The sequence below is a fragment of the Streptomyces sp. NPDC059917 genome (genome assembly GCF_042730635.1).
Lineage (GTDB): Bacteria > Actinomycetota > Actinomycetes > Streptomycetales > Streptomycetaceae > Streptomyces.
The window spans coordinates 118,399-145,190 of sequence record NZ_JBHWLC010000007.1; the positions used below are offsets into that span (position 1 = coordinate 118,399).

The following is a 26,792-nucleotide window of genomic DNA, read 5'->3' on the forward strand; positions in this document are numbered from 1 at the left end:
CGCCCCACGGCGGCCGGGGATCACTCCCCGGCGAGCCCCTGTTCCAGTACGCGGCCCTCACCCGGTGCCAGCGTCCCCAGAATGCGCTCCAGGTCCTCCATCGACGCGAACTCGACGGTGATCTTGCCCTTCTTCTGGCCCAGATCCACCTTCACCCGCGTCTCGAAGCGGTCCGAGAGCCGCGAGGCCAGATCGCTGAGCGCCGGAGCCACCCGCGTCCCCGCCCGGGGCCCCTTCGGCTTCACCGAACTCGTCGGCTGCGACCCCATCAGCGTGACGATCTCCTCGATCGCACGCACCGACAGGCCCTCGGCCACGATCCGATGGGCCAGTCGGTCCTGCTCCTCGGAGTCCTCCACCGACAGCAGCGCCCGCGCGTGCCCGGCCGACAGGACGCCGGCCGCCACCCGCCGCTGCACCCGCGGCGACAGCTTCAGCAGCCGCAGCGTGTTGGAGACCTGCGGACGCGAACGCCCGATCCGGTCCGCCAGCTGCTCGTGGGTGCAGTTGAAGTCCTGGAGCAGCTGGTCGTACGCCGCCGCCTCCTCCAGGGGATTCAGCTGCGCCCGGTGCAGGTTCTCCAGCAACGCGTCCAGCAGCAGCTTCTCGTCATCGGTCGCCCTGATGATCGCCGGAATGCGTTCCAGCCCCGCCTCGCGGCAGGCCCGCCAGCGCCGCTCGCCCATGATGAGTTCGTAGCGACCCGGGGCCGACTGCCGCACGACCACCGGCTGCAGCAGGCCGACCTCCTGGATCGAGGTCACCAACTCCGCCAGGGCGTCCTCGTCGAACACGTCGCGCGGCTGACGCGGGTTGGGCGTGATCGCGTCCATGGCCAACTCGGCGAAGGTCGCCCCGGCCACCGGTGTCGCTTCCAACAGCCCGGTCGTCTCCGGCTCGACGGCGGCCGCGGCCCGCTCCGTTTCACGTGAAACATCGGCCTGCGCCAGCGAAGCCAGCTTCGCCGCCGCGATCCCACGTTCCGACGGCAGCGTCGGCAGGGCCGACGGGGACGTCGATCCGGCGCCCACGGCCGCCGGAGTCCTCTCTTGCGGAGCCGCGGGGATCAGCGCACCGAGTCCCCGCCCCAGACCCCTACGTCGCTCACTCACTGGATCCCCTCCGACATGCTCTGCGTGCTGTTCACACCGGCGCCCAGATGGGCGTGCCGGGCGTCGTACTGGATTCCGACCCCCCGCAGCGCGATCTCTCGCGCCGCCTCCAGATAGGAGAGGGAGCCGCTGGAACCCGGGTCGTAGGTGAGCACCGTCTGGCCGTAGCTCGGCGCCTCCGAGATGCGCACCGACCGCGGGATGCTCGTCCGCAGCACCTCGTTCCCGAAGTGGCTGCGCACCTCCTCGGCGACCTGGGAGGCCAGCCGGGTCCTGCCGTCGTACATGGTCAGCAGGATCGTGGAGACGTGCAGATTCGGGTTGAGGTGCGCCCGTACCAGGTCGACGTTGCGCAGCAGCTGTCCCAGACCCTCCAGCGCGTAGTACTCGCACTGGATCGGGATCAGCACCTCCGCGCCCGCGACCAGGGCGTTCACCGTCAGCAGGCCCAGCGAGGGCGGGCAGTCGATCAGGATGTAGTCGAGCGGCTGCTCGTACGCCTGGATCGCCCGCTGCAACCGGCTCTCGCGGGCCACCAGCGACACCAGCTCGATCTCGGCACCCGCCAGATCGATCGTGGCCGGAGCACAGAAGAGCCCCTCCACATCGGCCACCGGCTGCACGACCTCCAGCAGCGGCCTGCTCTCGACCAGCACGTCGTAGATCGACGGAACATCGGCGTGGTGATCGATGCCCAGCGCGGTGGAGGCATTGCCCTGCGGGTCGAGGTCGATGACCAGGACGCGCGCGCCGTGCAGTGCCAGGGACGCCGCCAGGTTCACCGTCGTCGTGGTCTTCCCGACGCCGCCCTTCTGGTTGGCGACCACCATGATCCGGGTCTGGTCGGGTCGCGGCAGACCTTCACCGGCCCGGCCCAACGCCTCTACCGCCAATTGGGCGGCACGGCCGATGGGGGTGTCATTGTCCACAAGGGGCGGAGGCGATGTTTCACGTGAAACATCGTCGCCCGCCGACTCTGAGCGGGGACCGGGGACCGGGTCGGCCATCGGCCCCGCGAGGTTGGCGTCAGACCGCACGGGTTCACTCTCCTCGACATCAGGCTCGCGATGAACAGAGCCTGCCATGCCATCGGGGTCGCGAACCAGCGGGGCCCGTACTCCTGTGGATGATTCCCCCGTTGTGGACAACTCGATCACCCTCGGGTTGTCCTTGCGGTCGCGCGGGGAGGTGGCCGCGCGGCCACGGCTGATGATTCCGTGCAGCAGAGAGCGACGTTTCACGTGAAACACGATGCCCGGACGGAGTCATCAGCCCGCTACGACACTCCGAAATCCATACCTATAGGGCGCAACGGACCCATGGATGGACTCGGCACGGCCCGCTGGGACCGCCGGTCAGCGACGTCGACGCGTCCGGGACACCCGGGCGGCCTTAGCCCGCTTGGCCGCAAACCTCACCCCGCCGGGGCTTTCTCCGACCTCGACGCGGACCACGGTCGACAGCGGATCCACGACCCCCTCGCCGACGTGCAGCACCGAGGTCTTCACCACACCGAGCTTCGCCAGCGCGGCCTTCGCCGCCACCAGCTCCTCCTCGGCCGTGTCGCCCTTGAGCGCCAGCATCTCCCCGTACGGACGCAGCAGCGGCACGCCCCATCCGGCCAGCCGGTCCAGCGGTGCCACGGCGCGCGCCGTCACCACGTGCACCGGCTGCACCTTGCCCAGAACCTCTTCCGCGCGGCCGCGCACCACGGTCACGTGGTCGAGGCCCAACAGCTCCACGGCTTCCTGGAGGAAGTTCGTGCGCCGCAGCAGCGGCTCCAGAAGGGTGATCTTCAGGTCCCGCCGCACCAGGGCCAGCGGAATCCCCGGCAGCCCCGCCCCGGAACCCACGTCGCACACGGTCACGCCCTCGGGCACCACCTCGGACAGCACCGCGCAGTTCAGCAGGTGCCGCTCCCACAGCCGTGGGACCTCGCGCGGCCCGATCAGGCCGCGCTCCACTCCCGCGTCAGCCAGCAGCTCCGCGTAGCGGACAGCTTCCGGGAAGTACTCACCGAATACCGCGTGCGCCTCTTCCGGCGCCGGGGGAAGCTCCGCTGTCTCCGTCACGGGGACCGTCCTTCCGTACCGCACTAAAAATCGTGTAGTTCAACAGTCAGGCTGACAAACTTCGGCCCCGCCTGCGACACAGACGGGGCCGAACACTCACGCTTGCGATCAGGCCGGGAGCACAACGACGAAGCGCTGCGGCTCCTCGCCCTCGGACTCGCTGCTCAGGCCGGCCGCCGCCACGGCGTCGTGCACGACCTTGCGCTCGAACGGAGTCATCGGGGCCAGCTTCACCGGCTCGCCCGAGGCCTTCGCGTCGGCCGCGGCCTGCGCGCCCAGGATCGCCAGCTCTTCGCGCTTCTTGGCGCGGAAGCCCGCGATGTCCAGCATCAGCCGGCTGCGGTCCCCGGTCTCCCGGTGCACGGCCAGACGCGTCAGCTCCTGCAGAGCCTCCAGCACCTCACCATCGCGCCCCACGAGCTTGTTCAGCTCACGGCCGGCCGAGTCGCTGACGATCGACACCGCGGCCCGGTCGGCCTCGACGTCCATGTCGATGTCGCCGTCCAGATCCGCGATGTCCAGCAGACCCTCGAGATAGTCAGCCGCGATCTCACCCTCCTGCTCCAGGCGGGTCAGGGTGTCGCCGCCCTCGGCAGCGGCGGCGGAGATGGTGCCTTCCGTCACGGGATGGACTCCTTCTTACTTCTTGGTGGAGGGCTTGCTGGGGGGCGGGCTCTGCCGCTGCGACTTCGACTGCCGCTTCGGCTGCTGCCGCTTCGCGGCACCACCGCTCGCCGCGTCCGCGTCCGCCGTGGCCTCGGAGCTCTTGATCACCGAACCGTCCGCCTGGGCTGCCAGCCCCTGCTTGGCCAGCGTGGTGATGAACTTGCGCTCGTTGTCGTTGCGGTCCGGGCCCTTGGCCACGATCGCCGCGACGATCTTCTTCTTGCCGCGGCCCTTGACCTCGCCGTGCGAACCGAGGTGCTTCACCAGGCGGGTCAGGTACTGGTCCTGAGCCTTGCTGCCCGGCGTCGGGTTCTGGCTGATCACGTACATCTGCTGGCCCATGGTCCACACGTTCGTGGTCAGCCAGTAGACGAGGACACCGACGGGGAAGTTGATGCCCATCACCGCGAAGATCAGCGGGAAGATGTACATCAGCATCTTCTGCTGCTGCATGAACGGCGTCTTGACCGAGAGGTCGACGTTCTTCGCCATCAGCTGGCGCTGGGTGTAGAACTGCGAGAACGACATCATGACGATCATGACCGCGGTCACGATGCGCACGTCGACGATCGAGGCGTTCAGCTCCGAGACCTTCTGGGAGCTGTCCATGAACTTGGCGGCCAGCGGGGCACCGAAGATGTGTGCCTGGCGGGCGCTCTCCAGCAGCGGCTTGTCGATGACGCCGATGGTCGTGCCATTGGCGATGCTCGAGAGCACGTGGTAGAGCGCGAAGAAGAACGGCGACTGCGCGAGGATGGGAAGGCACGAGGAGAGCGGGTTGGTACCCGTCTCCTTGTACAGCTTCATCATCTCTTCGGACTGACGCTGCTTGTCGTTCTTGTAGCGCTCCTGGATCACCTTCATCTTCGGCTGGAGCGCCTGCATGCCCCGCGTCGACTTGATCTGCTTCACGAAGAGCGGGATCAGGCAGATACGGATCAGGATCACCAGGGACACGATGGACAGGCCCCAGGCCCACCCACTGTCCGCACCGAAGACCGCGCCGTAGACCTTGTGGAACTGAACGATGATCCACGAGACGGGATAGGTGATAAAGCTGAACAGACTGGCAATCGTGTCCACTAATCAGGCTCCTTGAGCATTGCGAGATCGACGCAACGCACTGCGCAGCTGCTCGTGCCAACGCGGGCGTTTACGAGGTGGGACATGATCCACACCGCCAGGACTCCACGGATTGCACCGCAGGATCCGCCAGGCGGTCAGTACTGTCCCCTTCACCGCACCATGCCGGTCGATGGCCGCGAACCCGTAGCGAGAGCACGACGGGTAATAGCGGCACACCGGTCCGAGCAGCGGACTGATCGTCCACTGGTACAGCTTGATCAGGGCGAGCAGCGGGTACTTCATCGAGCCACGCCTCCCAGGAGCCGCGCCAGTGCGGCATCCAGGTCCCGGGCCAGATCGGCACAGTCGGCATCACCCGCTCCGGGCAGCGCACGCACCACCACCAGGCTACCGGCGGGCAGCTCGGAGAGCCGCTCGCGGACCAGATGGCGGAGTCGGCGCTTGACCCGGTTACGGACGACGGCGACACCCACGGCCTTGCTGACGACGAAACCCGCACGCGTCGAGGGATCGATCTCCCCCGGCTCGTGCGGGTCCGTGGCACCGCTGGTACGTAGGTGAACGACGAGGAGCGGGCGACCAGCCCGGCGACCTCGGCGTACCGCGCTCGCGAAGTCCTCGCGCCGCCTCAGCCGATTTTCGGGAGACAGCACGACGTCACGACCTGTGTGCGTGGGTTACGCGGAGAGGGCGGAACGGCCCTTGCCGCGACGGTTGGCCAGGATCGCGCGACCGGCACGGGTACGCATCCGGAGACGGAAGCCGTGGGTCTTGGCACGACGGCGGTTGTTCGGCTGGAAGGTGCGCTTGCTCACTCGGGGGCTCCAGAGAATGAATCGTTGTGGCGGGACATCGCCTGGCTGTCACCGTGCGCCCACGAGGAAACTCGCGTGTTCGCCCGAGTGGCACCGCTACATGATCACAATCAGTGATCTTCGCCCATCGGTAGGCAGGCGGCAGCAGCCATCGACAACTCGACCTCGTTACGGTACGCGCGGCTACGCCATCCGGTCAAACCGAGCCGGCGACGTGGTCCACTGTGCACAGGCTGTGGACAACGACTTGAACCGTACCCGTCGGCCTGACTACCGTTGCCCGACCCCTGTTTTTTTGTCCCGACCGTCCCAAAGAACCACACATTCGTGGGACCCCGTGAGAGAGCGTGCTCTGTGGCTGACGTACCTGCCGATCTTGCCGCAGTGTGGCCGCGCGTGCTCGAGAAGCTGCTCGGGGAAGGTCAGCAGGGCATCGAGCCCAAGGACAAGCAGTGGGTCGAACGCTGCCAGCCGCTGGCGCTCGTCGCCGACACCGCGCTGCTCGCCGTCCCCAACGAATGGGGCAAGCGGGTCCTGGAGGGGCGCCTCGCCCCCTTGATCAGTGACGCGCTGAGCCGCGAGTGCGGCCGCCCCATCCGGATCGCCATCACCGTGGACGACTCGGCGGGCGAGCCCGCGCCCCAGCCGCAGGCACCGCAGCACGACTCCTACGAGCCGGGGCCCTACCCCGGCCAGCGCACCGGCGGTCACACCGGACACTCCGGCCCCACTGGTCCCACCGACGACCACCTCCCGACCGCGCGCCCCGCCTACCCGGACTACCAGCAGCAGCGCCCTGAGCCCGGGGCCTGGCCGCGCGGCGGGCAGCAGGACGAGTACGGCTGGCAGCAGCCCCGCCTCGGCGGCTACCCGGAGCGCGACCCGTACGCCTCCCCTCAGCCCGGCTACCTCCAGCAGCCCGAACCCCAGGGCTACGAGCCCTCGTACGAACAGCAGCAGTACGAGTCGAACCGTCAGCAGGGCTACGAGCAGCAGTCCTACGACAAGTCCTCCTACGAGCAGCAGCAGTACGAGCAGCCCGCGCCGCGCCCCGCGCCCGGACGCACCGGTCCGGGTGGCCCCGGCGGTCCCGGCGGACAGAGCGGCACCGGCCGGCAGTCGGGCTCGACCGGCGGTTCCGGCGGCTCCTCGTCCGGCCCGCTGGAGCCCACGGCCCGGCTGAACCCCAAGTACCTCTTCGACACCTTCGTCATCGGCGCCTCCAACCGCTTCGCGCACGCCGCCGCGGTCGCCGTCGCCGAGGCCCCGGCCAAGGCCTACAACCCGCTCTTCGTCTACGGGGAGTCGGGCCTCGGCAAGACGCACCTGCTGCACGCGATCGGGCACTACGCGCGCAGCCTCTACCCGGGCACTCGGGTGCGGTACGTGAGCTCCGAGGAGTTCACCAACGAGTTCATCAACTCGATCCGCGACGGCAAGGGCGACGCCTTCCGCAAGCGCTACCGCGAGATGGACATCCTGCTCGTCGACGACATCCAGTTCCTCGCGAGCAAGGAGTCGACGCAGGAGGAGTTCTTCCACACCTTCAACACGCTCCACAACGCGAACAAGCAGATCGTGCTCTCCTCCGACCGGCCGCCCAAGCAGCTCGTCACCCTGGAGGACCGGCTCCGCAACCGCTTCGAGTGGGGCCTGATCACCGACGTCCAGCCGCCCGAGCTGGAGACCAGGATCGCGATCCTGCGCAAGAAAGCGGTCCAGGAGCAGCTCAACGCCCCGCCGGAGGTGCTGGAGTTCATCGCCTCGCGGATCTCGCGCAACATCCGCGAGCTGGAGGGGGCGCTGATCCGGGTGACGGCCTTCGCCAGCCTGAACCGGCAGCCGGTGGACCTCGGCCTGGCCGAGGACGTCCTGAAGAACCTGATCCCGGGCGGCGAGGACTCGGCTCCCGAGATCACGGCCTCGGACATCATGGCCGCCACCGCCGACTACTTCGGGCTGACCGTGGACGACCTGTGCGGCTCCTCGCGCAGCCGGGTGCTCGTCACGGCCCGGCAGATCGCCATGTACCTCTGCCGGGAGCTGACGGACCTCTCCCTGCCCAAGATCGGGGCGCAGTTCGGCGGCCGCGACCACACCACGGTGATGCACGCGGACCGCAAGATCCGCGCCCTGATGGCCGAACGCAGGTCCATCTACAACCAGGTCACGGAGCTGACGAACCGCATCAAGAACGCCTGATTCCGGGCCTCTGGCCCGCCAGCGAGCACCCTCGAAGGGCGTTCCCGGACCACACCGGGGGCGCCCTTCTTCGTGTGTGCGCCCCCAAGTTGTTCGAATACGCCCCCCGGCGGGCCAACTCATCCACAGATCGGGGGACTTTCCGTCGTCCACAGCCTGGGGACCGCTCCCGTCGCCCACAATCTGTCCACAGGGGTGCCGTCTGAGCGATCATCAGCCCAGGTCATGACCCTGTGGAATTGTGCGCAATCGTTGTCCACAGGGTGTGGACAACTTTTTGTCCACAGGTTCATCCACGGCTCTGTCCACCGGCAACCCACAGGTTTGAACCGGCCGTGCACAGGATCGGCGGGCTTCTCCACACCGTTGTCCACTGTTCGGCAACAAGAGGGGTCTTCTCACCGGCCCGAGTGAAAGCCGTCACACCGATGTAGACGTTTGGGTTGTGGAGTACCGGGGGAAACCTGGGGACGCACCTGTGGAGTAACAGGGCCCTCCTGGGGACGGCCTGTGCAGAAGTTTTCGTTCTCCACAGAGACCATGGGTTTTCCACCGGCTCCGCCCACAGGCCCGGTGGACAAAAAAAGGGTGCTGACCTGCGGAAAGGGAGTTATCCACCGTATCCACAGCCCCTACTACTACCCCCATAGACAGTTAGGCCTGGTCTGGTTTTCAAGCAGGCCCTGTGCACAACTCGTCGAGAGCGGCTTCCCGACACCTCCCACCCGACTTGACCGCCAGCAGCGACGCCTGTCGGCGCCGTACGTCAGACTGGTCTCCGGCATCGGGGCCAGAGAGCCTCCAGCCGACGACGAAGGCCAGCAATCAGCAGGAGGCGGTTTCCGGTGAAGATCCGGGTGGAGCGCGACGTACTCGCGGAGGCGGTGGCTTGGGCCGCCCGTAGCCTCCCGGCCCGGCCGCCGGTGCCCGTTCTCGCGGGCCTTCTGCTGAAGGCCGAGGAAGGCTCCCTGAGCCTCTCCGGCTTCGACTACGAGGTCTCGGCCCGGGTCTCGGTCGAGGCGGACGTCGAGGAGGACGGCACCGTCCTGGTCTCCGGCCGGCTGCTCGCCGACATCTGCCGCGCCCTCCCCAACCGGCCGGTGGAGATTTCCACAGACGGTGTACGGGCGACCGTGGTCTGCGGCTCCTCGCGATTCACACTCCACACCCTGCCTGTGGAGGAATACCCGGCGCTGCCGCAGATGCCGACCGCGACCGGCACCGTTCCCGGTGACGTCTTCGCCTCGGCCGCGGCCCAGGTGGCCATCGCCGCCGGCCGTGACGACACGCTGCCGGTGCTGACCGGCGTGCGCATCGAGATCGAGGGCGAGCGCGTCACCCTGGCCTCCACCGACCGCTACCGCTTCGCGGTCCGCGAGTTCCTGTGGAAGCCCGAGGACCCGGAGGCCTCGGCCGTGGCCCTGGTGCCCGCCAAGACGCTCCTGGACACCGCCAAGTCGCTGACCAGCGGTGACACGGTCACCCTGGCGCTCTCCGGCTCCGGCAAGGGCGAGGGCCTGATCGGCTTCGAGGGCGCGGGCCGCCGCACCACCACCCGCCTGCTCGAGGGCGACCTGCCGAAGTACCGCACGCTCTTCCCGACCGAGTTCAACTCCGTCGCCGTGATCGAGACCGCGCCGTTCGTCGAGGCCGTCAAGCGCGTGGCCCTGGTCGCCGAGCGCAACACCCCGGTCCGCCTGAGCTTCGAGCAGGGCGTGCTGATCCTGGAAGCCGGTTCCAGCGACGACGCACAGGCTGTGGAGCGCGTCGACGCCAAGCTGGAGGGCGACGACATCTCGATCGCCTTCAACCCGACCTTCCTGCTGGACGGCCTGAGCGCGATCGACTCGCCCGCCGCCCAGCTCAGCTTCACCACCTCGACCAAGCCCGCGCTGCTGAGCGGCCGCCCGGCCGTCGACGCCGAGGCGGACGAGGCGTACAAGTACCTGATCATGCCGGTGCGCCTCTCCGGCTGACCCGGAGCCGTCCGCACCCAGCAGGCCGCCCAGGCCCGGACCCGCCGCCCGCGGATCCGGGCCTGCCGCCTTCCCGGGGCGCCAGCTGGGCCGGGCCGCGCGGCCCGGCGTAGGCTCGGACGCGGGGAAATCCCGGGAAAAATCGCCTCGACGCTTAAGGAACCACCTGATGGAGCTCGGTCTCGTCGGTCTCGGCAAGATGGGCGGCAATATGCGCGAGCGCATCCGCCGCGCAGGCCACACCGTCATCGGATTCGACCGCAACCCGGACCTCGCCGATGTCCACAGCCTGTCCGAACTTGTGGACAGCCTGCAGGCCCCCCGCGTGGTGTGGGTGATGGTCCCGGCCGGTGAGGCCACCCAGTCCACCGTCGACGAGCTCGGCGAGCTGCTCTCGCCCGGCGACATCGTGGTCGACGGCGGAAACTCGCGCTGGACGGACGACGAGAAGCACGGCGCCGAGCTGGCGGCCAAGGGCATCGGCTTCGTGGACTGCGGCGTCTCCGGCGGCGTCTGGGGCCTGGAGAACGGCTACGCCCTGATGTACGGCGGTGCGCCGGAGCACGTGGCCGCCGTCCAGCCCGTCTTCGACGCCCTCAAGCCCGAGGGCGATTTCGGCGCCGTACACGCCGGGAAGATCGGTGCGGGCCACTTCGCGAAGATGGTCCACAACGGCATCGAGTACGCCATGATGCAGGCCTACGCCGAGGGCTGGGAGCTCCTGGAGAAGGTCGACTCGGTCACCGACGTGCGCGAGGTCTTCCGGTCCTGGCAGGAGGGCACGGTCATCCGTTCCTGGCTGCTGGACCTGGCGGTGAACGCGCTGGACGACGACGAGCACCTCGAGGGGCTCAAGGGCTACGCGCAGGACTCCGGCGAGGGCCGTTGGACGGTCGAGGCCGCGATCGACAACGCGGTGCCGCTGCCGGCGATCACCGCGTCGCTCTTCGCGCGCTTCGCCTCGCGCCAGGACGACTCCCCGCAGATGAAGATGATCGCCGCGCTGCGCAACCAGTTCGGCGGCCACGCGGTCGAGAAGAAGTAGCCGCGAGCGCCACAGAAGTACCAGCAGTACCAGCAGTACCAAGGAGTTAGGGCCGGGGGAGGTCGGCGCCGTCATGCACGTATCGCATCTGTCGTTGGCCGACTTCCGCTCGTACGCCCGGGTCGAGGTTCCGCTCGACCCGGGCGTCACCGCCTTCGTGGGGCCCAACGGCCAGGGGAAGACCAATCTGGTCGAGGCCGTCGGCTACCTCGCGACCCTGGGCAGCCACCGCGTCTCCGCGGACGCCCCGCTCGTGCGGATGGGCGCCGAGCGCGCCGTCATCCGCGCGGCCGTGACCCAGGGCGAGCGCCAGCAGCTCGTCGAGCTGGAGCTGAACCCGGGCCGCGCGAACCGGGCCCGGATCAACAGGTCCTCGCAGGTCAGACCGCGGGACGTGCTGGGGATCGTACGGACGGTGCTCTTCGCGCCGGAGGACCTGGCCCTGGTCAAGGGGGACCCGGGGGAGCGCCGCAAGTTCCTGGACGAGCTGGTCACCGCGCGCTCGCCGCGGATGGCCGGGGTCCGCTCCGACTACGAGCGGGTGCTCAAGCAGCGCAACACCCTGCTGAAGTCGGCCGCCATGGCCCGCCGCCACGGCGGCCGCTCCATGGACCTCTCCACCCTGGACGTGTGGGACCAGCACCTGGCCCGCACCGGCGCCGAGCTGCTGGCCCAGCGCCTCGACCTGATCTCGACCCTGCTGCCGCTGGCTGACAAGGCGTACGAGCAGCTCGCGCCCGGCGGCGGCCCGCTCGGGCTCGTCTACCGGCCGACCTCGCTGGCCGGAGCGGCGGGCGAAGCGGTGGACTCCGGCGCCGCGCGGACCCGCGAAGCGCTGTACGAGGTGCTCATGGGCGCCCTCGCCGAGGCCCGCAAGCAGGAGATCGAGCGCGGGGTGACCCTGGTCGGACCGCACCGCGACGACGCCCTGCTGCGCCTCGGGGAGCTGCCCGCGAAGGGGTACGCGAGCCACGGCGAGTCCTGGTCGTACGCACTGGCGCTGCGCCTGGCCTCCTACGAGCTGCTGCGCTCCGAGGGCAGCGAGCCCGTGCTCATCCTGGACGACGTGTTCGCGGAACTGGACGCACGGCGCCGGGAGCGGCTGGCGGAGCTGGTGGCCGGCGGTGAGCAGGTGCTGGTGACGGCCGCGGTGGACGACGACGTTCCGGGGGTGCTGGCGGGGGCTCGGTTCGGGGTGTCCGGCGGCGAGGTGACGCGGTGGTGAGCGAGGACGGGAACGCTTCCGGGGCGCAGGAGCCGGCGCGCAGGGCGCCCGAGCCCTCGGGCGTCGACCTGGCCCGCCAGGCCCTGGCGGCGGCGCGGGAGCAGGCGCGGGCGCGCGGGCTGGCGGCCGGCGGCAAGAAGTCCCGGCACGGCCAGCCCGGCCTGCGCTCGGGCGCCCGGGCGGACGGCCGGGACCCGATGCCCCTCATGGCGGCGCTGGACCGGCTGCGCACGGAGCGCGGCTGGGAGATGCCGATGGCGGTCGCGGGCGTGATGGAGCGCTGGGCGCAGATCGTCGGCCCGGAAGTGGCGGCGCACTGTGAACCGGAGCGCTACGAGGACCGTGAACTGGTAGTGCGCTGCGATTCCTCGGCCTGGGCGGCCCAGCTCAAGCTGCTCGCCCCGCAGCTGGTGGCCCGGCTCAACGAGGACCTCGGGCAGGGCACGGTCCGGCTGATCAAGGTGCAGGGACCGGGCGGGCGGCGCCCGCGGTACGGGCCGCTGCGGGCCCCGGGGACCACGGGTCCGGGGGACACGTACGGCTGAGCCGGGACCGTCCGGGGGCGTGCGGGCAAGCCGCCCCGCGCGGACGTGCCAGTGGTCTCGCTCACGGTGGCGGGAGGTTGACAGGCCGAAGCGCTGGATGCCCGTGTGAGCCTCTTTGAGCCCCTGCCCGGATATGGGGAGTCGGAGAGTGCGGGTTGAGGGCGGCACATGCGGACTCAGGTACTGGCAAACCCCCATTCATGTCCGTGGTACCGGTAGACTGACGGGAATCCCGCCGCCTTGCGGGATCCAGTCGACAAAAGCTGACAACGCAGATTGACGCAGCCGCTCCTGCTCGCATGCCTGCTGGCCCGGAGTACGGCCTGTGCTGTGCCAGAAAGGGCGCTTCGTGGCCGATTCCGGCAACCCCAACGACAACCAGTCCACCGCCGGCGAGAACGCTGACCCCGTCGAGTACACCGGCAGCCAGATCCAGGTCCTCGAGGGCCTGGACGCCGTGCGCAAGCGCCCCGGCATGTACATCGGCTCGACCGGCGAGCGCGGCCTGCACCACCTGGTGTACGAGGTCGTCGACAACTCGGTCGACGAGGCCCTGGCCGGGCACGCGGACACCATCGACGTGACGATCCTGGCCGACGGCGGCGTCCGCGTCGTCGACAACGGTCGAGGCATCCCCGTCGACATCGTCCCCTCCGAGGGGAAGCCCGCCGTCGAGGTCGTGCTGACCGTCCTGCACGCGGGCGGCAAGTTCGGCGGCGGCGGCTACGCCGTCTCCGGCGGTCTGCACGGTGTCGGTGTCTCCGTCGTCAACGCGCTGTCGACGCGGGTGGCGGTCGAGGTGCGGCGCGACGGCTTCCGGTGGACCCAGGACTACAAGCTGGGCGCGCCGACGGCCGCGCTGGCGAAGAACGAGGAGACGGCCGAGACCGGCACGTCCGTGACGTTCTGGGCCGACGGCGACATCTTCGAGACGACCGAGTACTCCTTCGAGACGCTCTCGCGCCGCTTCCAGGAGATGGCCTTCCTCAACAAGGGCCTGACCCTGACGCTGACGGACGAGCGCGAGTCGGCGAAGGCGACGATGGGCGCGGACTCGGCCGAGGAGGCCGACGACGACCAGGCGCGCACGGTGAAGTACTACTACGAGGGCGGCATCGTCGACTTCGTGAAGTACCTCAACTCGCGCAAGGGCGAGCTGATCCACCCGACCGTCATCGACGTCGAGGCCGAGGACAAGGAGCGCATGCTCTCGGTCGAGATCGCGATGCAGTGGAACTCGCAGTACACGGAGGGGGTCTACTCCTTCGCGAACACGATCCACACGCACGAGGGCGGCACGCACGAGGAGGGCTTCCGTGCGGCGATGACGGGTCTCGTCAACCGCTACGCGCGCGAGAAGAAGTTCCTGCGGGAGAAGGACGACAACCTGGCGGGCGAGGACATCCGCGAGGGTCTGACGGCGATCATCTCGGTGAAGCTGGGCGAGCCGCAGTTCGAGGGCCAGACGAAGACGAAGCTGGGCAACACGGAGGCGAAGACCTTCGTGCAGAAGGTCGTCCACGAGCACCTGAACGACTGGTTCGACCGCAATCCGAACGAGGCCGCGGACATCATCCGCAAGGCGATCCAGGCGGCCACGGCGCGCGTCGCGGCCCGCAAGGCCCGTGACCTGACCCGTCGCAAGGGCCTGTTGGAGTCGGCGTCGCTGCCGGGCAAGCTCTCGGACTGCCAGTCCAACGACCCGTCGAAGTGCGAGATCTTCATCGTCGAGGGCGACTCGGCCGGTGGCTCGGCGAAGTCGGGCCGCAATCCGATGTACCAGGCGATCCTGCCGATCCGCGGCAAGATCCTGAACGTCGAGAAGGCGCGGATCGACAAGATCCTCCAGAACACCGAGGTCCAGGCGCTGATCAGTGCCTTCGGTACCGGTGTGCACGAGGACTTCGACATCGAGAAGCTCCGCTATCACAAGATCATCTTGATGGCGGACGCCGACGTCGACGGCCAGCACATCAACACCCTGCTGCTGACCTTCCTCTTCCGCTTCATGCGGCCGCTGGTCGAGGCCGGGCACGTCTACCTCTCCCGCCCCCCGCTGTACAAGATCAAGTGGGGCCGCGACGACTTCGAGTACGCCTACTCGGACCGCGAGCGCGACGCCCTGGTCGAGCTCGGCAAGAGCAACGGCAAGCGGATCAAGGAAGACTCGATCCAGCGCTTCAAGGGTCTCGGTGAGATGAACGCCGAGGAGCTGCGCGTCACCACGATGGACGTGGACCACCGCGTCCTCGGCCAGGTCACCCTGGACGACGCGGCGCAGGCCGACGACCTGTTCTCGGTGCTGATGGGCGAGGACGTCGAAGCCCGGCGCTCCTTCATCCAGCGCAACGCCAAGGACGTTCGGTTCCTCGACATCTGAGTCGGCTCAGCTGACTGCCTGAAAGGATCTTTGACCAGCAATGGCCGACGAAACCACCCCCACCGCGGAGAACCCCGCGGAGGAGCAGCCCGTCATGCGCATCGAGCCCGTCGGGCTCGAGACCGAGATGCAGCGCTCCTATCTCGACTACGCGATGTCCGTCATCGTCTCGCGCGCCCTGCCCGACGTCCGGGACGGCCTCAAGCCCGTCCACCGGCGCGTGCTGTACGCGATGTACGACGGCGGCTACCGGCCCGAGAAGGGCTTCTACAAGTGCGCCCGCGTCGTCGGTGACGTCATGGGCACCTACCACCCGCACGGCGACAGCTCGATCTACGACGCCCTGGTCCGCCTGGCCCAGCCGTGGTCGCTGCGCATGCCGCTGGTGGACTCCAACGGCAACTTCGGCTCCCCGGGCAACGACCCGGCCGCCGCGATGCGCTACACCGAGTGCAAGCTCATGCCGCTGGCCATGGAGATGCTCCGGGACATCGACGAGGAGACCGTCGACTTCACGGACAACTACGACGGCCGCAACCAGGAGCCGACGGTCCTGCCGGCGCGCTTCCCGAACCTGTTGATCAACGGCTCCGCGGGCATCGCGGTCGGCATGGCGACCAACATCCCGCCGCACAACCTGCGCGAGGTCGCGGCCGGCGCCCAGTGGGCGCTGGAGCACCCGGAGGCCTCGCACGAGGAGCTCCAGGACGCGCTCATCGAGCGGATCAAGGGTCCGGACTTCCCCTCCGGCGCGCTGGTCGTCGGCCGCAAGGGCATCGAGGAGGCGTACCGCACCGGTCGCGGCTCCATCACGATGCGCGCGGTCGTCGAGGTCGAGGAGATCCAGAACCGCCAGTGCCTGGTGGTCACGGAGCTTCCGTACCAGACCAACCCGGACAACCTGGCGCAGAAGATCGCCGACCTGGTCAAGGACGGCAAGGTCGGCGGCATCGCCGACGTCCGTGACGAGACCTCGTCGCGCACCGGTCAGCGCCTGGTGATCGTGCTCAAGCGCGACGCCGTCGCCAAGGTCGTGCTGAACAACCTCTACAAGCACACCGACCTGCAGACGAACTTCGGCGCGAACATGCTGGCGCTGGTGGACGGCGTGCCGCGCACGCTGTCGATCGACGCGTTCATCCGGCACTGGGTGACGCACCAGATCGAGGTCATCGTCCGGCGCACGCGCTTCCGCCTGCGCAAGGCGGAGGAGCGCGCCCACATCCTGCGCGGTCTGCTCAAGGCGCTGGACGCGATCGACGAGGTCATCGCGCTGATCCGGCGCAGCAACACGGTCGAGATCGCCCGCGAGGGCCTGATGGGCCTGCTGTCGATCGACGAGATCCAGGCCAACGCGATCCTGGAGATGCAGCTCCGCCGCCTCGCGGCCCTGGAGCGGCAGAAGATCGTCGCCGAGCACGACGAGCTCCAGGCCAAGATCAACGAGTACAACGCGATCCTGGCCTCCGAGGAGCGCCAGCGCCAGATCGTCAGCGAGGAGCTGGCCGCGATCGTCGAGAAGTTCGGCGACGACCGGCGTTCCAAGCTGGTGCCCTTCGACGGCGACATGTCCATGGAGGACCTGATCGCCGAAGAGGACATCGTCGTCACGATCACCCACGGCGGCTACGTCAAGCGGACCAAGACCGAGGACTACCGCTCGCAGAAGCGCGGCGGCAAGGGCGTGCGCGGCACGAAGCTGAAGCAGGACGACCTGGTCGACCACTTCTTCGTCTCCACCACGCACCACTGGCTGCTGTTCTTCACGAACAAGGGCCGGGTCTACCGCGCGAAGGCGTACGAGCTCCCGGACGCCGGCCGCGACGCCCGCGGTCAGCACGTGGCGAACCTGCTGGCCTTCCAGCCGGACGAGCAGATCGCGCAGATCCTCGCGATCCGCGACTACGAGGCCGCCCCGTACCTGATCCTGGCCACCAAGGCCGGTCTGGTGAAGAAGACGGCGCTCAAGGACTACGACTCCCCCCGTTCGGGTGGTGTCATCGCCATCAACCTCCGCGAGACGGGCGACGGCAACGACGACGAGCTGATCGGCGCCGAGCTGGTCTCGGCCGACGACGACCTGTTGCTGATCAGCAAGAAGGCGCAGTCGATCCGCTTCACCGCCACCGACGACTCGCTGCGCCCGATGGGCCGCGCCACCTCGGGCGTGAAGGGCATGAGTTTCCGCGAAGGTGACGAACTGCTCTCCATGAGCGTGGTCCGGCCCGGTACGTTCGTCTTCACCGCGACCGACGGCGGATACGCCAAGCGGACGCCCGTGGACGAATACCGCGTCCAGGGACGTGGCGGTCTGGGCATCAAGGCTGCCAAGATCGTGGAAGACCGCGGTTCGCTCGTAGGGGCGCTCGTGGTCGACGACACCGACGAGATCCTCGCCATCACGCTCAGCGGTGGTGTGATCCGTACGCGCGTCAACGAAGTCAGGGAGACCGGCCGTGACACGATGGGCGTCCAGCTGATCAACCTGGGCAAGCGCGATGCCGTGGTCGGCATCGCTCGTAACGCCGAGGCGGGCCAGGAGGCTGACGAGGTCGACGAGACCGAGGACGCCGAGGGACAGGCCACCGAGGTCGCCGAGGGCACGCAGCCTTCGGCTGGGGAGCACGAGGAGTAAGCGTGAGTGGAGCCACGGGCGCCGGACCGGCCAAGACTGGAGCGAACGGTGCCCGTGGCCCCGCCGCGGACTCCCAGGGGGGAACCGTGACGGACACCCGAGAACCGAAGCCCCAGGCCGGTTCGGCGGGCGGCCCCGACCGCCCCGCACAGCCGCAGCAGTCGTCCCGGGCCCCCTCGGCGCCTTCGGGCCCGGGGGCGCCCAGGGGCGCCGGTGGCGGTGCGGCGCAGCGGGGGCCGCAGACGGGCGTGCGGACGGCGCCCCGGACGCGCAAGGCACGACTGCGGGTGGCCAAGGCCGACCCGTGGTCGGTGATGAAGGTCAGCTTCCTGCTGTCGATCGCGCTGGGCATCTGCACGATCGTGGCGTCGGTGGTGCTGTGGATGGTCATGGACGCCATGGGCGTCTTCTCGACCGTCGGCGGGACCATCAGCGAGGCCACCGGCTCCAACGAGAGCAACGGCTTCGACCTCCAGTCGTTCCTGTCGCTGCCGCGCGTGCTGATCTTCACCTCGGTGATCGCGGTCATCGACGTGGTGCTCGCGACGGCGCTGGCCACGCTGGGGGCCTTCATCTACAACCTCTCGGCGGGCTTCGTGGGCGGCATCGAGCTCACCCTCGCCGAGGACGAGTGAGCGACGAATGACCTGCGCGGACGCCCTCCGGCAGCGGATTTTGGACTGACCCGGTCTGTGCGCTAATCTTCATCAAGTCAGCGCACAGCGCCGAGGGGCTATAGCTCAGTTGGTTAGAGCGCATCCCTGATAAGGATGAGGCCACAGGTTCAAATCCTGTTAGCCCCACAGTACGGATTCGGTCCGGCGGAGATTCTCCGCCGGACCGTTCTCGTTCCCGGCCTCCGCCCGCGCGGGGCAGGGGCGTTGGGCCGTCGGGGGGCTTCCCAGATAACCGATCGGTATCGGTCGGTGTGTATAGTCGGGCGGCAGTAGTCCCCAACGTCAACGAAGGACGAGGTCGCGCGGTGAAGAAGCTTCTCCTGGTCGCACTGGCCGCCATCGGCGGGCTCCTCGTGTACCGCCAGATCCAGGCGGACCGCGCCGAGCAGGACCTGTGGACGGAGGCAACTGACTCCGTGCCCTCTGGTTCCGGTGTGTGAGACCGAAGATTGAGCTCAGGGAGCCCCGACTGCCGCTGCGGTCGGGGCTTCGTGCTGTTCTGACCCAGTTTATTGCAATATGCAAAGATTCTGATTGCGCTGGCAAACTCGGGGCGGGGTGGGCGTGATGGTGCGGGTGCTCTCGGCTGTGCTGCTGGCGGGAACCGCCCTGGTGGGGGCGGTCGGCGCGGCCGGCCCGGCGGCGGATCCGGCGCCCCCGCCGCCGTACCGGCCGGCTTCCGGTGCGAAGGCGGTCAGCGGCGCGGGGACCACCGCGGACGCTCCGGCGCTGGTCGCGGGGGCGACGTACGAGGACACCGTGGCCCCCGGCGAGCGCTACTACCGGGTGGTGCTGGACGCGCGCTCCAGCGTCTACGTCTCGGCCGTCGTACGGCCCGGCGCCGGTGCGGCGGTCGGGTACGCGGACGGGATCGAGGTGACCCTCATGACCACGGCGGGGCGGGCCTGTCCGGGCAACCCCGGCCGGGCGTCCTTCGCGTCCGACCCGGTGCCCCTCGCGGCCGTCGGCGCCCGGCTGTTGGCCGAGGACGCCGAGTGCCAGGCGGCCGGGGTGTACTTCGTCAAGCTCGTCCGCACGTCCGGCAAGGACGGCGACCGGGCGCCCTGGCCCGTGGAACTCCAGGTCATGCGCGAACCCGCCCTCGTCCCCGGCGGGGCGCCGACCGCCGCTCCCTCGGCCTGGCCCTCGACCCCGCCCGCGCCGCCCGGCACCGCACCCGTGGTCCGGGCGGGCGGCAGCGGCTTCAACGACGCGCGGGCGCTCGGCGCGGGCGTCTGGCGCGACGACCTGCGGCCCGGTCAGACCCGGTGGTACCGGGTGCCGTTGGACTGGGGACAGCAGCTCGCGGTGGGCGCGGAGCTGGCGGGCGCCCGGATGACCAAGGAGTACGGCACGGCGTCCGAGGGGCTCACCGTCAGCCTCTACAGCCCCTACCGCAGCCTGGTCGGCGCCAAGGGCACCCCGTACGACGGCAAGCAGGCCGCGGTCGGGCTCGGGCCGACGCCACCGGTGGCCTACGAGAACCGGCTGTCCGACGACCGGGGGGTGCGGCCGGTCCGGGTGGCGGGCTGGTACTACCTGGCCGTGACGATGGGCGGGAAGGTCGGCGAGTTCACCGAGGACGCGGCCCCGGTGCCGCTGACCCTGCGGCTCACCGTGCGGGGCCGCGTCGCGGCGGCGCCCGGCTACGCCCAGGACCTCGCGGAGGGCGGCTTCGGAGTGGGCGCGCAGGACCGCACGGCGGTGCGGGACGGGCTGACGGCGCCGGAGGCGGTGGCCGCGGCCGGGACCCGCCGGACGATGCGGACCGTGGCCGCGGGCGGCTTCGGGGCGGGGGCGCTGCTGCTGGCCGTGCTGGGCGGGTGGGTGCTGCTGGCGCGGCGCGCGGGGCGCGGGGCGTGAGGGTGCGCGGGACCCGGGGACCGGGCCGCGTCGTTCAGAGCTGGGCCAGGGCCCAGATGCCCACGGCGAAGCACGCCAGGGCGGCCAGGAGCAGGGCCGCGGCGGCCTTCGGGCCGGGCGGGGGCGGGAAGCCGCTCCGGGCGGGGGACGCGGGGGGCGCGGCCGTCGGGGGGAGCGCGGGAGGCGGCAGGTGGAAGCTGCCGGTCGGTGACGGTGTTGCCGGTGACGGCGCGGGGGTGGGCATGGGCGCGTGCGCGGGCGGCGGGCTCGGGTCGTACGCCGTCGGCGCGGGCGGGAGCACGCCGGCGGTGGGGGCGTCGGGCGCGGCCGGGGAGCGGGAGGTGTGACCGCCGGAAGGGTCCCGGGGGTCCCGGGGGTCTGGGAGGTCTCGGGGGGCTTGGGGGCCTTCGGGGCCGAAACCGGCGGGGAGCGGGCCCAGTTGGTCGAACACCTCGACCGGTTCCGCGTCCGGTGCGGGCGGGGGCAGCAACTCCGCGGCCCCGGCAAGGGCCTTGCGGGCGCCTGTGGCCGTGCGGAAACGGTTCTCGGGGTCCGGCTGCAGAAGGGTGGCGATGACGTCCCACAGGGGCGCCGGGACCCCTTCCGGGGCGTCCGGGGTGCCGTGGGCGAGGAAGTGTTCGACGAGGGCCCGCGCGTCGGGCTTGCGGCCCAGCAGGAGGTAGAGCGCGACCAGTCCGACGGCGAACAGGTCGGCGGAGAAGTCGGGTTCGGCGCCGAGCAGCTGCTCGGGTGCGAAGTAGCCGGGGGTGCCCAGCACGTAGTCCATCGCCGTCAGGCGGGGCTCGCCCTTGCGCAGGGAGATGCCGAAGTCGGACAGCCGCAGGTGCGGCCGTCCGGTTCCGGTCGCTTCCATCAGGATGTTGGCCGGTTTGATGTCGCGGTGGACGATGCCCTCGGCGTGCACCGCGGCCAGACCCGACAGGAGCTGGTCGAGCAGGGCGCACGCGAAGCGGGGCGGCAGGGGCCCGTAGTCGCCCATGACGTGGGCGAGGGATCCGCCGCTGACGAGGTCCATGGTGAACAGGACCTTGTCGTCGTCGGCCGCCCAGCTGGCCGGGGCCAGCACGTGCGGGTGATCGATGCGCACGGCCTGCTCGCGCACGAAGCGGAGCAGGGTGTGGGCATCGCTCTGCTGCAGGACCTTGGCGGCGACGTAGCGGCGGCGCCTGTGGTCCCAGGCGCGCCACACGGCGCCGACCGCTCCACGACCGATCGGGTCGATCAGCTCGTACCGACCGGCGAAGACCTCACCCATCGCTGCGCCCGTCCCCCCGCTCTGCGCTCTCCGTCGGCCCGGCCGTACCGCGTCAGTACGGACGCGGTACCGCATCGATCAGTAGCCCGGAGGCACGCATCAGTTCTGGTGTGCCTCGTAGTGCGCGACGGCGTCGGCGGTGCGTCCGGCGCCGTACACCCGGAGGAACTCTGCCAGTTCCGGATGGCTGGCGGCGAGGGAGTCCGCCGCGTCGATGATGTCGCCGGCCGCGGAGACCGAGCGCAGCAGCGACTGGATCTCGCGGACCACCCGCTTGACGGTCGGGGCGCCCGAACTGGCCGTGGTCTGAACGCTGTTGCTGAGGACGGAGCCTCCCTGGGTCTTCTTGATCTCGTCCATCCGGTCGGTGGCCTCTGCCGCGCTGACGCTGCCGTCGGCCACCTGGCCGGCGAGATCCTGGAGGGCCTGTACGCGCTGCACCACGGCCGGGTTCCCGATCTTGGCGCGCTGACCGCTCATCAGCTGGGACAGCATGGGCGCCGACAGTCCGAGGACGGCAGCGAGGCGGGCCTGGTTCAAGCCGAGGTCATCTATGAGCCGGCGGAAGAGCGCGCCGAGCGGCTCCCCGTACCAACTGCGCTGGAGTTCCCTGGCTCTGGCGGTTGCCTCTTGCTGTACTGCGTCCACTCTTACTACTCCCCTTCGCTGGTGCGAACCTCGCGAGCATCTTACGGAGAGTGGTCGCGGGACGGGAGTCCCTATCATTTTGCGGGATCTGCCAGTACACCCGGTACTCTGTTCTGCGGAACGACTGCTCCTTCCGGGGGGACAGGCACGTCCGTTTTCGGGGCCTTAGCTCAGCTGGTAGAGCGCTGCCTTTGCAAGGCAGATGTCAGGAGTTCGAATCTCCTAGGCTCCACTTCTGAAAGACCCCTCTGACCTGTGTAAACGCGGTCAGGGGGGTCTTTTTGGGCTCCGGGGCGGGCCGGTCGGGCCGGGGGCAGGTAGCGAGAGAGCTGGTCCGGAACACCGGTCGCTGTTTCACGTGAAACAGCGACCGGTGGGATCAGGGGCTCAGGCGGGGCGCCCCGGGCGCAGCAGGGTCGCGGTCAGGGCGACGGCCAGCAGGAGCAGGCCCGAGCCGATGCCGAAGGCCACGTGGTAGCCGCCGGTCAGGGCCTCGGCCGTGGTGTGCCCGGCGCGGGTGAGGGACTCGGTGCGCGAGGCCGCCAGGGTGGAGAGGACCGCGACGCCCAGGGCCATGCCGATCTGCTGGGTGGTGTTGAACAGGCCCGAGGCCAGACCCGCGTCCTCGGATCCGGCTCCCGACATCGCCAGCCCGGTCAGGGCCGGCAGGGCCAGGCCGAAGCCCGCGGCGAGGAGCATCACGGGCAGCAGGTCGGTCACGTAATCGGCGTGCACGGGCAGACGGGTCAGCAGGAGCTGGCCGCCGAGCAGCAGGACGAGACCGGTGAGCAGGACCGTACGTCCGCCGAACCGCGAGATCAGGCGGGTCGAGACGCCGAGCGAGGTCACGCCGATCACCACGGCGGCCGGGAGCATGGCGAGCCCGGTGGCGGCGGCTCCGTAGCCGAGGACCTTCTGGAGGTAGAGGGCGACCAGGATCTGGAAGGAGAACAGGGCGGCGATCATCAGCATTTGGACCAGGTTGGCGCCGACCACCGTGCGGGACCGGAAGATCCGCAGCGGCACGAGCGGCGTACGGGTCTTGGCCTGCCGGACGGTGAAGGCGGCGAGCAGGGCCAGCGACAGCGCGCCGAGTCCGAGGGTGTGCGCGGAGGTCCATCCGTACTGCTCGACCTTGACCACGGTGTAGATGCCGAGCATCAGACCCGTGCTGACCAGGACCGCGCCGAGCACATCGGCGCCCGCGCCGAGTCCGAGCCCCCGGCCCCTCGGGAGGGAGGGCAGCGCCAGCAGCAGCGCGGTCAGCCCGATCGGCAGGTTGATGAAGAAGATCCAGTGCCAGTCGAGGGCGTCGGTCAGCACGCCGCCGAGCACCTGGCCGAGGGAGGCTCCGGCCGCTCCGGTGAAGGAGAAGACCGCGATGGCCCGGGCCCGCTCCCGGGGTTCGGTGAACAGGTTGATCAGGATGCCGAGGCTGACGGCGGAGGCCATCGCGCTGCCCACCCCCTGGAGGAAGCGGGCGGCTATCAGCAGTTCCGGGGAACCGGCGAAGCCGGCCAGGAGGGAGGCGCCGGTGAAGACGGCGGTCCCGGCCAGGAACATCCGCTTGTGGCCGATGAGGTCGCCGAGCCGACCGGCGAGCAGCAGCAGGCTGCCGAAGGCGATCAGGTAGGCGTTCACCACCCAGCTGAGCCCGGCCGGGGAGAACCCGAGGTCCTCCTGGATGGCGGGCATGGCCACGGTGACGATGCTGCCGTCCAGGACCGTCATCAGCATGCCGGTGGAGAGGACGGCGAGGGCGGTCCAGCGGGAGCCCGACCGCCCCGCGGGGGCGGTCGGCACCTTGGCGGCGGCTGCGGGCACGGGTGCGGGTGCGGGGGCTTCGGCAGGTGCGGTGGGCATCGGGCTCTCCGTTCGACGGCCGTCGGCTGCGGTGCAGCGGGGGCGATGAGAAGGACCGTAGCAGATAGTTTTGTTGCAGACTATTTCTTTCGGATCTAATTGTTAGGCTGGATCCATGACTGCGATGGAGCCCACCCGGACCCAGCCCGACCTCTCCTTCCTCCTGGACCACACCAGCCACGTGCTGCGCACCCGGATGGCAGCCGCCCTCGACGAGGTCGGCCTGACGGCGCGCATGCATTGCGTCCTCGTGCACGCCCTGGAGGAGGAGCGCACCCAGATCCAGCTCGCGGAGATCGGCGACATGGACAAGACGACGATGGTGGTGACCGTCGACGCCCTGGAGAAGGCCGGTCTGGCCGAGCGCAGGCCCTCCTCCCGGGACCGCCGGGCGCGCGTCATCGCGGTCACCGAGGCGGGCGCGGCGCTGGCCGAGCGGAGCACCCGGATCGTCGACCGGGTGCACGCCGAGGCGCTCGGTTCGCTCGCCGACGACGACCGGGCGGCCCTGCTGCGGGTGCTGAACCTGCTGGTGCAAGAGGGTCTGGCGATCCCCAGCGAGAGCCCGCGCCCGGCCCGCCGGGCCCGCCAGTAGCCCGGCGGCGCGTCCCCCGGATGGCGTAGTCACGCGGCCGGGCGGCGCGCGGTGGCAGAGAGTGGGGGCAGGCACCGAGCCAGGGGGCAGACCACGCCGGAGGCGTCACACCATGGGAATCTTCGACTTCCTCAAGTCCGACAAGCAAAAGGCCCGCGAAGCGGCGGAGAAGGCCAAGGAGCAGGTCGAACAGCAGGCCGCGGCCGCCCCGGCGGCCGCACAGGGCGCACCCGCGGACACCGCCACCAAGTACACCGACGCGTCGGCCACGGCGACCAAGGAGGCCGCGGACCGGATGGCGGCGCAGGCCCGCGCCGCCGCACAGGCGGTCACCCCGCCCAAGCCCGCCCCGGCCGCGCCGAAGCCCGCGGCGGCCGCACCCGCGCCGCACCGGCCCGCTCCGGCGGCCCCGAAGCCCGCGCCCGTCGCGAAGAAGCGCACCTACACGGTCAGGTCCGGCGACTCCCTGTCCGCCATCGCCCGCCGCGAGCTGGGCAACGAGGCCCGCTGGCGCGAGCTGTACGCCATGAACAAGGGCGTCGTCGGCTCCAACCCCGACCTGATCCGCCCGGGCATGGTGCTCACCCTCCCCAACTGAGCGCCCGCCGCTCCCCACCCCGCACGCCGATGGGGCCCGGATCCACCTACGGATCCGGGCCCCATCGGGTTCGTGCGGGTCTTCGCGGGAGGGGCTACGGCTGCTGCTTGTCGGCCGCGGTCCGCTCCTTGGCTGCCAGTTCGTCCTCGAAGCTCGTCGCCTGGTCGTCCCGGGCCGACAGCTCGGTCGCTGCGGGCGGCTCCACCAGCCAGTCCGGGTTCGACTGCTGGTCCCACCACTTCCACGCGGCGAAGGCGCCACCGGCCAGCAGGCCGAGGACGGCGGCGCCCTTGAACAGCCGGCCGCAGCGCGCCCGTCGCTCGCTCCGCCGGATCAACTGCTGCACCTCCTGTGCCGACACCTGACCGCGCAGGGCCGCCAGCGCCGCGGTCGACCGCGAGGCGGCTTCCTCCGCCACCGGCTGCGCCGCGGCCAGTGCGCTCTCGAACCTCGGCGCCGTGTAGTCGGCGGCCTGCCGCGCGGCCCGCCGGGTCCGGGTCACGGCACGCGTCGCCGCCCGGTCGACGTTCGGCGGCACGTGGGAGCGGGCCGAGACCACATGGGGATGGAGATGGCTGTCGTATGCGGTGCGGGCCTGCCGGGCGGCTTCACCGGCGGCGTAGGAGACCTTCGGTGTCAGCCGCACGTTCGCCTCGTGCGCGTATCGCGCCGCGGCGTCCTTGGCGGTACCCGCGTACGGCGCCACCACTTCCGCGGCGTGCCGCATGCTTTCCCTCGCGCTCTCGGCCGCGGCGTGCACGCTGTCCTTGCGGGTCACGGGATCCTCCTCCTTGGGGCGGACACGGTTCGGCGGACACAGCTCACCTTTCCACCCTTTGTCGGATCATGCCTGTGATACCGCACCGTGGCATGGCCGACAGAGCATCCGAGTGGCCTATTTCCTCTTCGCGGATCACTCCGTGGGAAGATTCGGGCGACCAGTGACGACGATGGAAGGCAGATTTCGTGGCCGCGAAGCTTTTCGCCACCCTCAAGACGAACCACGGCGACATCGAGATCGAGCTGCTGGCGAACCACGCCCCGAAGACCGTCCGGAACTTCGTGGAACTGGCCAAGGGCGAGCGCGAGTGGACCCGTCCCTCGGACGGTCAGAAGACCACCGACCCGTTCTACGACGGCACCGTCTTCCACCGCGTGATCAGCGGTTTCATGATCCAGGGCGGCGACCCGCTCGGGAACGGCACCGGCGGTCCCGGGTACCAGTTCGCCGACGAGTTCCACCCCGACCTCGCCTTCACCAAGCCCTACCTGCTGGCCATGGCGAACTCCGGGCCGGGCACCAACGGCTCGCAGTTCTTCATCACCGTCGCCCCCACCGCGTGGCTGACCCGCAAGCACACGATCTTCGGCGAGATCACCGACAAGGCCAGCCAGGCCGTCGTCAGCGCCATCGCCGCCGGGGCGACCAACCCGCGCACCGACCGTCCCGTGGAGGACGTGGTCATCAAGGCCGTCGTGATCGAAGAGCGCTGACCGAAGAGCGCTGACCGAA

The 26,792-nt window shown here is 69.9% G+C and carries 25 protein-coding genes and 2 tRNA genes; 15 read left to right on the forward strand and 12 right to left on the reverse strand.

Going from position 1 to position 26,792, the window contains the following annotated elements:
- Positions 1-20 precede the first annotated feature (20 nt).
- The 8 genes from ACFWAR_RS06570 to rpmH form a co-directional block, all read right to left on the reverse strand.
- Complete coding sequence (locus ACFWAR_RS06570) at positions 21-1,112, reverse strand: ParB/RepB/Spo0J family partition protein (protein ID WP_385773734.1); 1,092 nt, start codon at positions 1,110-1,112, stop codon at positions 21-23.
- On the reverse strand, positions 1,109-2,197 hold the full coding sequence (locus ACFWAR_RS06575; RefSeq protein WP_354378843.1) for a ParA family protein: 1,089 nt from the start codon (positions 2,195-2,197) through the stop codon (positions 1,109-1,111). The genes ACFWAR_RS06570 and ACFWAR_RS06575 overlap by 4 nt, the downstream gene beginning before the upstream one ends.
- A gap of 270 nt (positions 2,198-2,467) precedes the next feature.
- Complete coding sequence (gene rsmG, locus ACFWAR_RS06580) at positions 2,468-3,184, reverse strand: 16S rRNA (guanine(527)-N(7))-methyltransferase RsmG (RefSeq protein WP_385773736.1); 717 nt, start codon at positions 3,182-3,184, stop codon at positions 2,468-2,470.
- Between the two features lie 108 nt (positions 3,185-3,292).
- A complete protein-coding gene (locus ACFWAR_RS06585) occupies positions 3,293-3,808 on the reverse strand; it encodes a protein jag (RefSeq protein WP_385773738.1) in 516 nt (171 codons plus the stop codon).
- A 15-nt stretch (positions 3,809-3,823) separates the two neighbouring features.
- A complete protein-coding gene (yidC, locus tag ACFWAR_RS06590) occupies positions 3,824-4,933 on the reverse strand; it encodes a membrane protein insertase YidC (RefSeq protein WP_385773740.1) in 1,110 nt (369 codons plus the stop codon).
- A 3-nt stretch (positions 4,934-4,936) separates the two neighbouring features.
- Positions 4,937-5,218 carry a membrane protein insertion efficiency factor YidD gene (gene yidD / locus ACFWAR_RS06595; RefSeq protein ID WP_385773742.1) on the reverse strand — a complete coding sequence of 94 codons (282 nt, stop codon included), beginning with the start codon at positions 5,216-5,218 and terminating at the stop codon, positions 4,937-4,939.
- Entirely contained in the window at positions 5,215-5,589 is a 375-nt protein-coding gene (gene rnpA / locus ACFWAR_RS06600) for a ribonuclease P protein component (RefSeq protein ID WP_385773744.1), read from the reverse strand. Before rnpA ends, yidD begins: the two co-directional genes overlap by 4 nt.
- 24 nt (positions 5,590-5,613) lie before the next feature.
- Complete coding sequence (gene rpmH, locus ACFWAR_RS06605; RefSeq protein WP_112448007.1) at positions 5,614-5,751, reverse strand: 50S ribosomal protein L34; 138 nt, start codon at positions 5,749-5,751, stop codon at positions 5,614-5,616.
- A gap of 354 nt (positions 5,752-6,105) precedes the next feature.
- Here rpmH and dnaA point away from each other — a divergent pair, with 354 nt between their 5' ends.
- The 11 genes from dnaA to ACFWAR_RS06660 all read left to right on the forward strand — a co-directional run bounded on the left by dnaA (position 6,106) and on the right by ACFWAR_RS06660 (position 20,299).
- Entirely contained in the window at positions 6,106-7,953 is a 1,848-nt protein-coding gene (gene dnaA / locus ACFWAR_RS06610; protein WP_354378838.1) for a chromosomal replication initiator protein DnaA, read from the forward strand.
- 845 nt (positions 7,954-8,798) lie between these two features.
- Positions 8,799-9,929 (forward strand): DNA polymerase III subunit beta, encoded by a 1,131-nt coding sequence (gene dnaN / locus ACFWAR_RS06615; RefSeq protein ID WP_354378837.1) that lies wholly within the window; start codon positions 8,799-8,801, stop codon positions 9,927-9,929.
- Positions 9,930-10,014: 85 nt separating this feature from the next.
- Complete coding sequence (gnd, locus tag ACFWAR_RS06620) at positions 10,015-10,974, forward strand: phosphogluconate dehydrogenase (NAD(+)-dependent, decarboxylating) (RefSeq protein ID WP_385773852.1); 960 nt, start codon at positions 10,015-10,017, stop codon at positions 10,972-10,974.
- Between the two features lie 73 nt (positions 10,975-11,047).
- Positions 11,048-12,199 carry a DNA replication/repair protein RecF gene (gene recF, locus ACFWAR_RS06625; RefSeq protein WP_385773747.1) on the forward strand — a complete coding sequence of 384 codons (1,152 nt, stop codon included), beginning with the start codon at positions 11,048-11,050 and terminating at the stop codon, positions 12,197-12,199.
- The gene (locus ACFWAR_RS06630; protein ID WP_385773749.1) at positions 12,196-12,744 is read left to right on the forward strand and encodes a DUF721 domain-containing protein; all 549 of its coding nucleotides are present in this window, start codon (positions 12,196-12,198) and stop codon (positions 12,742-12,744) included. Before recF ends, ACFWAR_RS06630 begins: the two co-directional genes overlap by 4 nt.
- 325 nt (positions 12,745-13,069) lie before the next feature.
- The gene (gene gyrB, locus ACFWAR_RS06635) at positions 13,070-15,124 is read left to right on the forward strand and encodes a DNA topoisomerase (ATP-hydrolyzing) subunit B (RefSeq protein ID WP_385773751.1); all 2,055 of its coding nucleotides are present in this window, start codon (positions 13,070-13,072) and stop codon (positions 15,122-15,124) included.
- Positions 15,125-15,164: 40 nt separating this feature from the next.
- Positions 15,165-17,759 (forward strand): DNA gyrase subunit A, encoded by a 2,595-nt coding sequence (gene gyrA, locus ACFWAR_RS06640; RefSeq protein WP_385773753.1) that lies wholly within the window; start codon positions 15,165-15,167, stop codon positions 17,757-17,759.
- A gap of 2 nt (positions 17,760-17,761) precedes the next feature.
- Positions 17,762-18,394, forward strand: a complete 633-nt coding sequence (locus ACFWAR_RS06645; protein WP_385773755.1) for a DUF3566 domain-containing protein — start codon at positions 17,762-17,764, stop codon at positions 18,392-18,394.
- Between the two features lie 94 nt (positions 18,395-18,488).
- Positions 18,489-18,562 (forward strand) — tRNA-Ile (locus ACFWAR_RS06650).
- 179 nt (positions 18,563-18,741) lie between these two features.
- Complete coding sequence (locus ACFWAR_RS06655) at positions 18,742-18,876, forward strand: DLW-39 family protein (RefSeq protein WP_208809277.1); 135 nt, start codon at positions 18,742-18,744, stop codon at positions 18,874-18,876.
- Positions 18,877-19,003: 127 nt separating this feature from the next.
- A complete protein-coding gene (locus ACFWAR_RS06660) occupies positions 19,004-20,299 on the forward strand; it encodes a hypothetical protein (RefSeq protein WP_385773757.1) in 1,296 nt (431 codons plus the stop codon).
- Between the two features lie 34 nt (positions 20,300-20,333).
- Here ACFWAR_RS06660 and ACFWAR_RS06665 read toward each other — a convergent pair whose 3' ends face one another.
- The gene (locus tag ACFWAR_RS06665) at positions 20,334-21,575 is read right to left on the reverse strand and encodes a protein kinase (RefSeq protein ID WP_385773759.1); all 1,242 of its coding nucleotides are present in this window, start codon (positions 21,573-21,575) and stop codon (positions 20,334-20,336) included.
- A 99-nt stretch (positions 21,576-21,674) separates the two neighbouring features.
- On the reverse strand, positions 21,675-22,223 hold the full coding sequence (locus ACFWAR_RS06670) for a DNA-binding protein (protein WP_354378828.1): 549 nt from the start codon (positions 22,221-22,223) through the stop codon (positions 21,675-21,677).
- 159 nt (positions 22,224-22,382) lie between these two features.
- On the opposite strand from ACFWAR_RS06670, the gene ACFWAR_RS06675 reads away from it, so the two are divergent.
- Positions 22,383-22,455: transfer RNA gene (locus ACFWAR_RS06675), tRNA-Ala, on the forward strand.
- Positions 22,456-22,610: 155 nt separating this feature from the next.
- Here the strand turns inward: ACFWAR_RS06675 and ACFWAR_RS06680 are convergent.
- Positions 22,611-24,086 (reverse strand): MFS transporter, encoded by a 1,476-nt coding sequence (locus tag ACFWAR_RS06680; RefSeq protein ID WP_385773761.1) that lies wholly within the window; start codon positions 24,084-24,086, stop codon positions 22,611-22,613.
- A 115-nt stretch (positions 24,087-24,201) separates the two neighbouring features.
- On the opposite strand from ACFWAR_RS06680, the gene ACFWAR_RS06685 reads away from it, so the two are divergent.
- Positions 24,202-24,681 carry a MarR family winged helix-turn-helix transcriptional regulator gene (locus ACFWAR_RS06685; protein ID WP_385773763.1) on the forward strand — a complete coding sequence of 160 codons (480 nt, stop codon included), beginning with the start codon at positions 24,202-24,204 and terminating at the stop codon, positions 24,679-24,681.
- A gap of 112 nt (positions 24,682-24,793) precedes the next feature.
- Entirely contained in the window at positions 24,794-25,279 is a 486-nt protein-coding gene (locus tag ACFWAR_RS06690) for a LysM peptidoglycan-binding domain-containing protein (protein WP_385773765.1), read from the forward strand.
- A 94-nt stretch (positions 25,280-25,373) separates the two neighbouring features.
- Here ACFWAR_RS06690 and ACFWAR_RS06695 read toward each other — a convergent pair whose 3' ends face one another.
- Positions 25,374-26,057 carry a DUF5324 family protein gene (locus tag ACFWAR_RS06695; protein WP_385773767.1) on the reverse strand — a complete coding sequence of 228 codons (684 nt, stop codon included), beginning with the start codon at positions 26,055-26,057 and terminating at the stop codon, positions 25,374-25,376.
- A gap of 188 nt (positions 26,058-26,245) precedes the next feature.
- Here ACFWAR_RS06695 and ACFWAR_RS06700 point away from each other — a divergent pair, with 188 nt between their 5' ends.
- Positions 26,246-26,773 carry a peptidylprolyl isomerase gene (locus ACFWAR_RS06700; RefSeq protein ID WP_385773769.1) on the forward strand — a complete coding sequence of 176 codons (528 nt, stop codon included), beginning with the start codon at positions 26,246-26,248 and terminating at the stop codon, positions 26,771-26,773.
- Positions 26,774-26,792: the final 19 nt, after the last annotated feature.

Excerpts from the sequence above, each read along its gene's own strand:
- ACFWAR_RS06575 (WP_354378843.1), bottom strand. The coding sequence starts at position 2,197 with ATGGCAGGCTCTGTTCATCGCGAGCCTGATGTCGAGGAGAGTGAACCC.
- yidD (WP_385773742.1), bottom strand. The coding sequence starts at position 5,218 with ATGAAGTACCCGCTGCTCGCCCTGATCAAGCTGTACCAGTGGACGATC.
- recF (WP_385773747.1), top strand. The coding sequence starts at position 11,048 with ATGCACGTATCGCATCTGTCGTTGGCCGACTTCCGCTCGTACGCCCGG.
- gyrA (WP_385773753.1), top strand. The coding sequence starts at position 15,165 with ATGGCCGACGAAACCACCCCCACCGCGGAGAACCCCGCGGAGGAGCAG.
- ACFWAR_RS06660 (WP_385773757.1), top strand. The coding sequence starts at position 19,004 with ATGGTGCGGGTGCTCTCGGCTGTGCTGCTGGCGGGAACCGCCCTGGTG.
- ACFWAR_RS06665 (WP_385773759.1), bottom strand. The coding sequence starts at position 21,575 with ATGGGTGAGGTCTTCGCCGGTCGGTACGAGCTGATCGACCCGATCGGT.
- ACFWAR_RS06680 (WP_385773761.1), bottom strand. The coding sequence starts at position 24,086 with ATGCCCACCGCACCTGCCGAAGCCCCCGCACCCGCACCCGTGCCCGCA.
- ACFWAR_RS06685 (WP_385773763.1), top strand. The coding sequence starts at position 24,202 with ATGACTGCGATGGAGCCCACCCGGACCCAGCCCGACCTCTCCTTCCTC.
- ACFWAR_RS06690 (WP_385773765.1), top strand. The coding sequence starts at position 24,794 with ATGGGAATCTTCGACTTCCTCAAGTCCGACAAGCAAAAGGCCCGCGAA.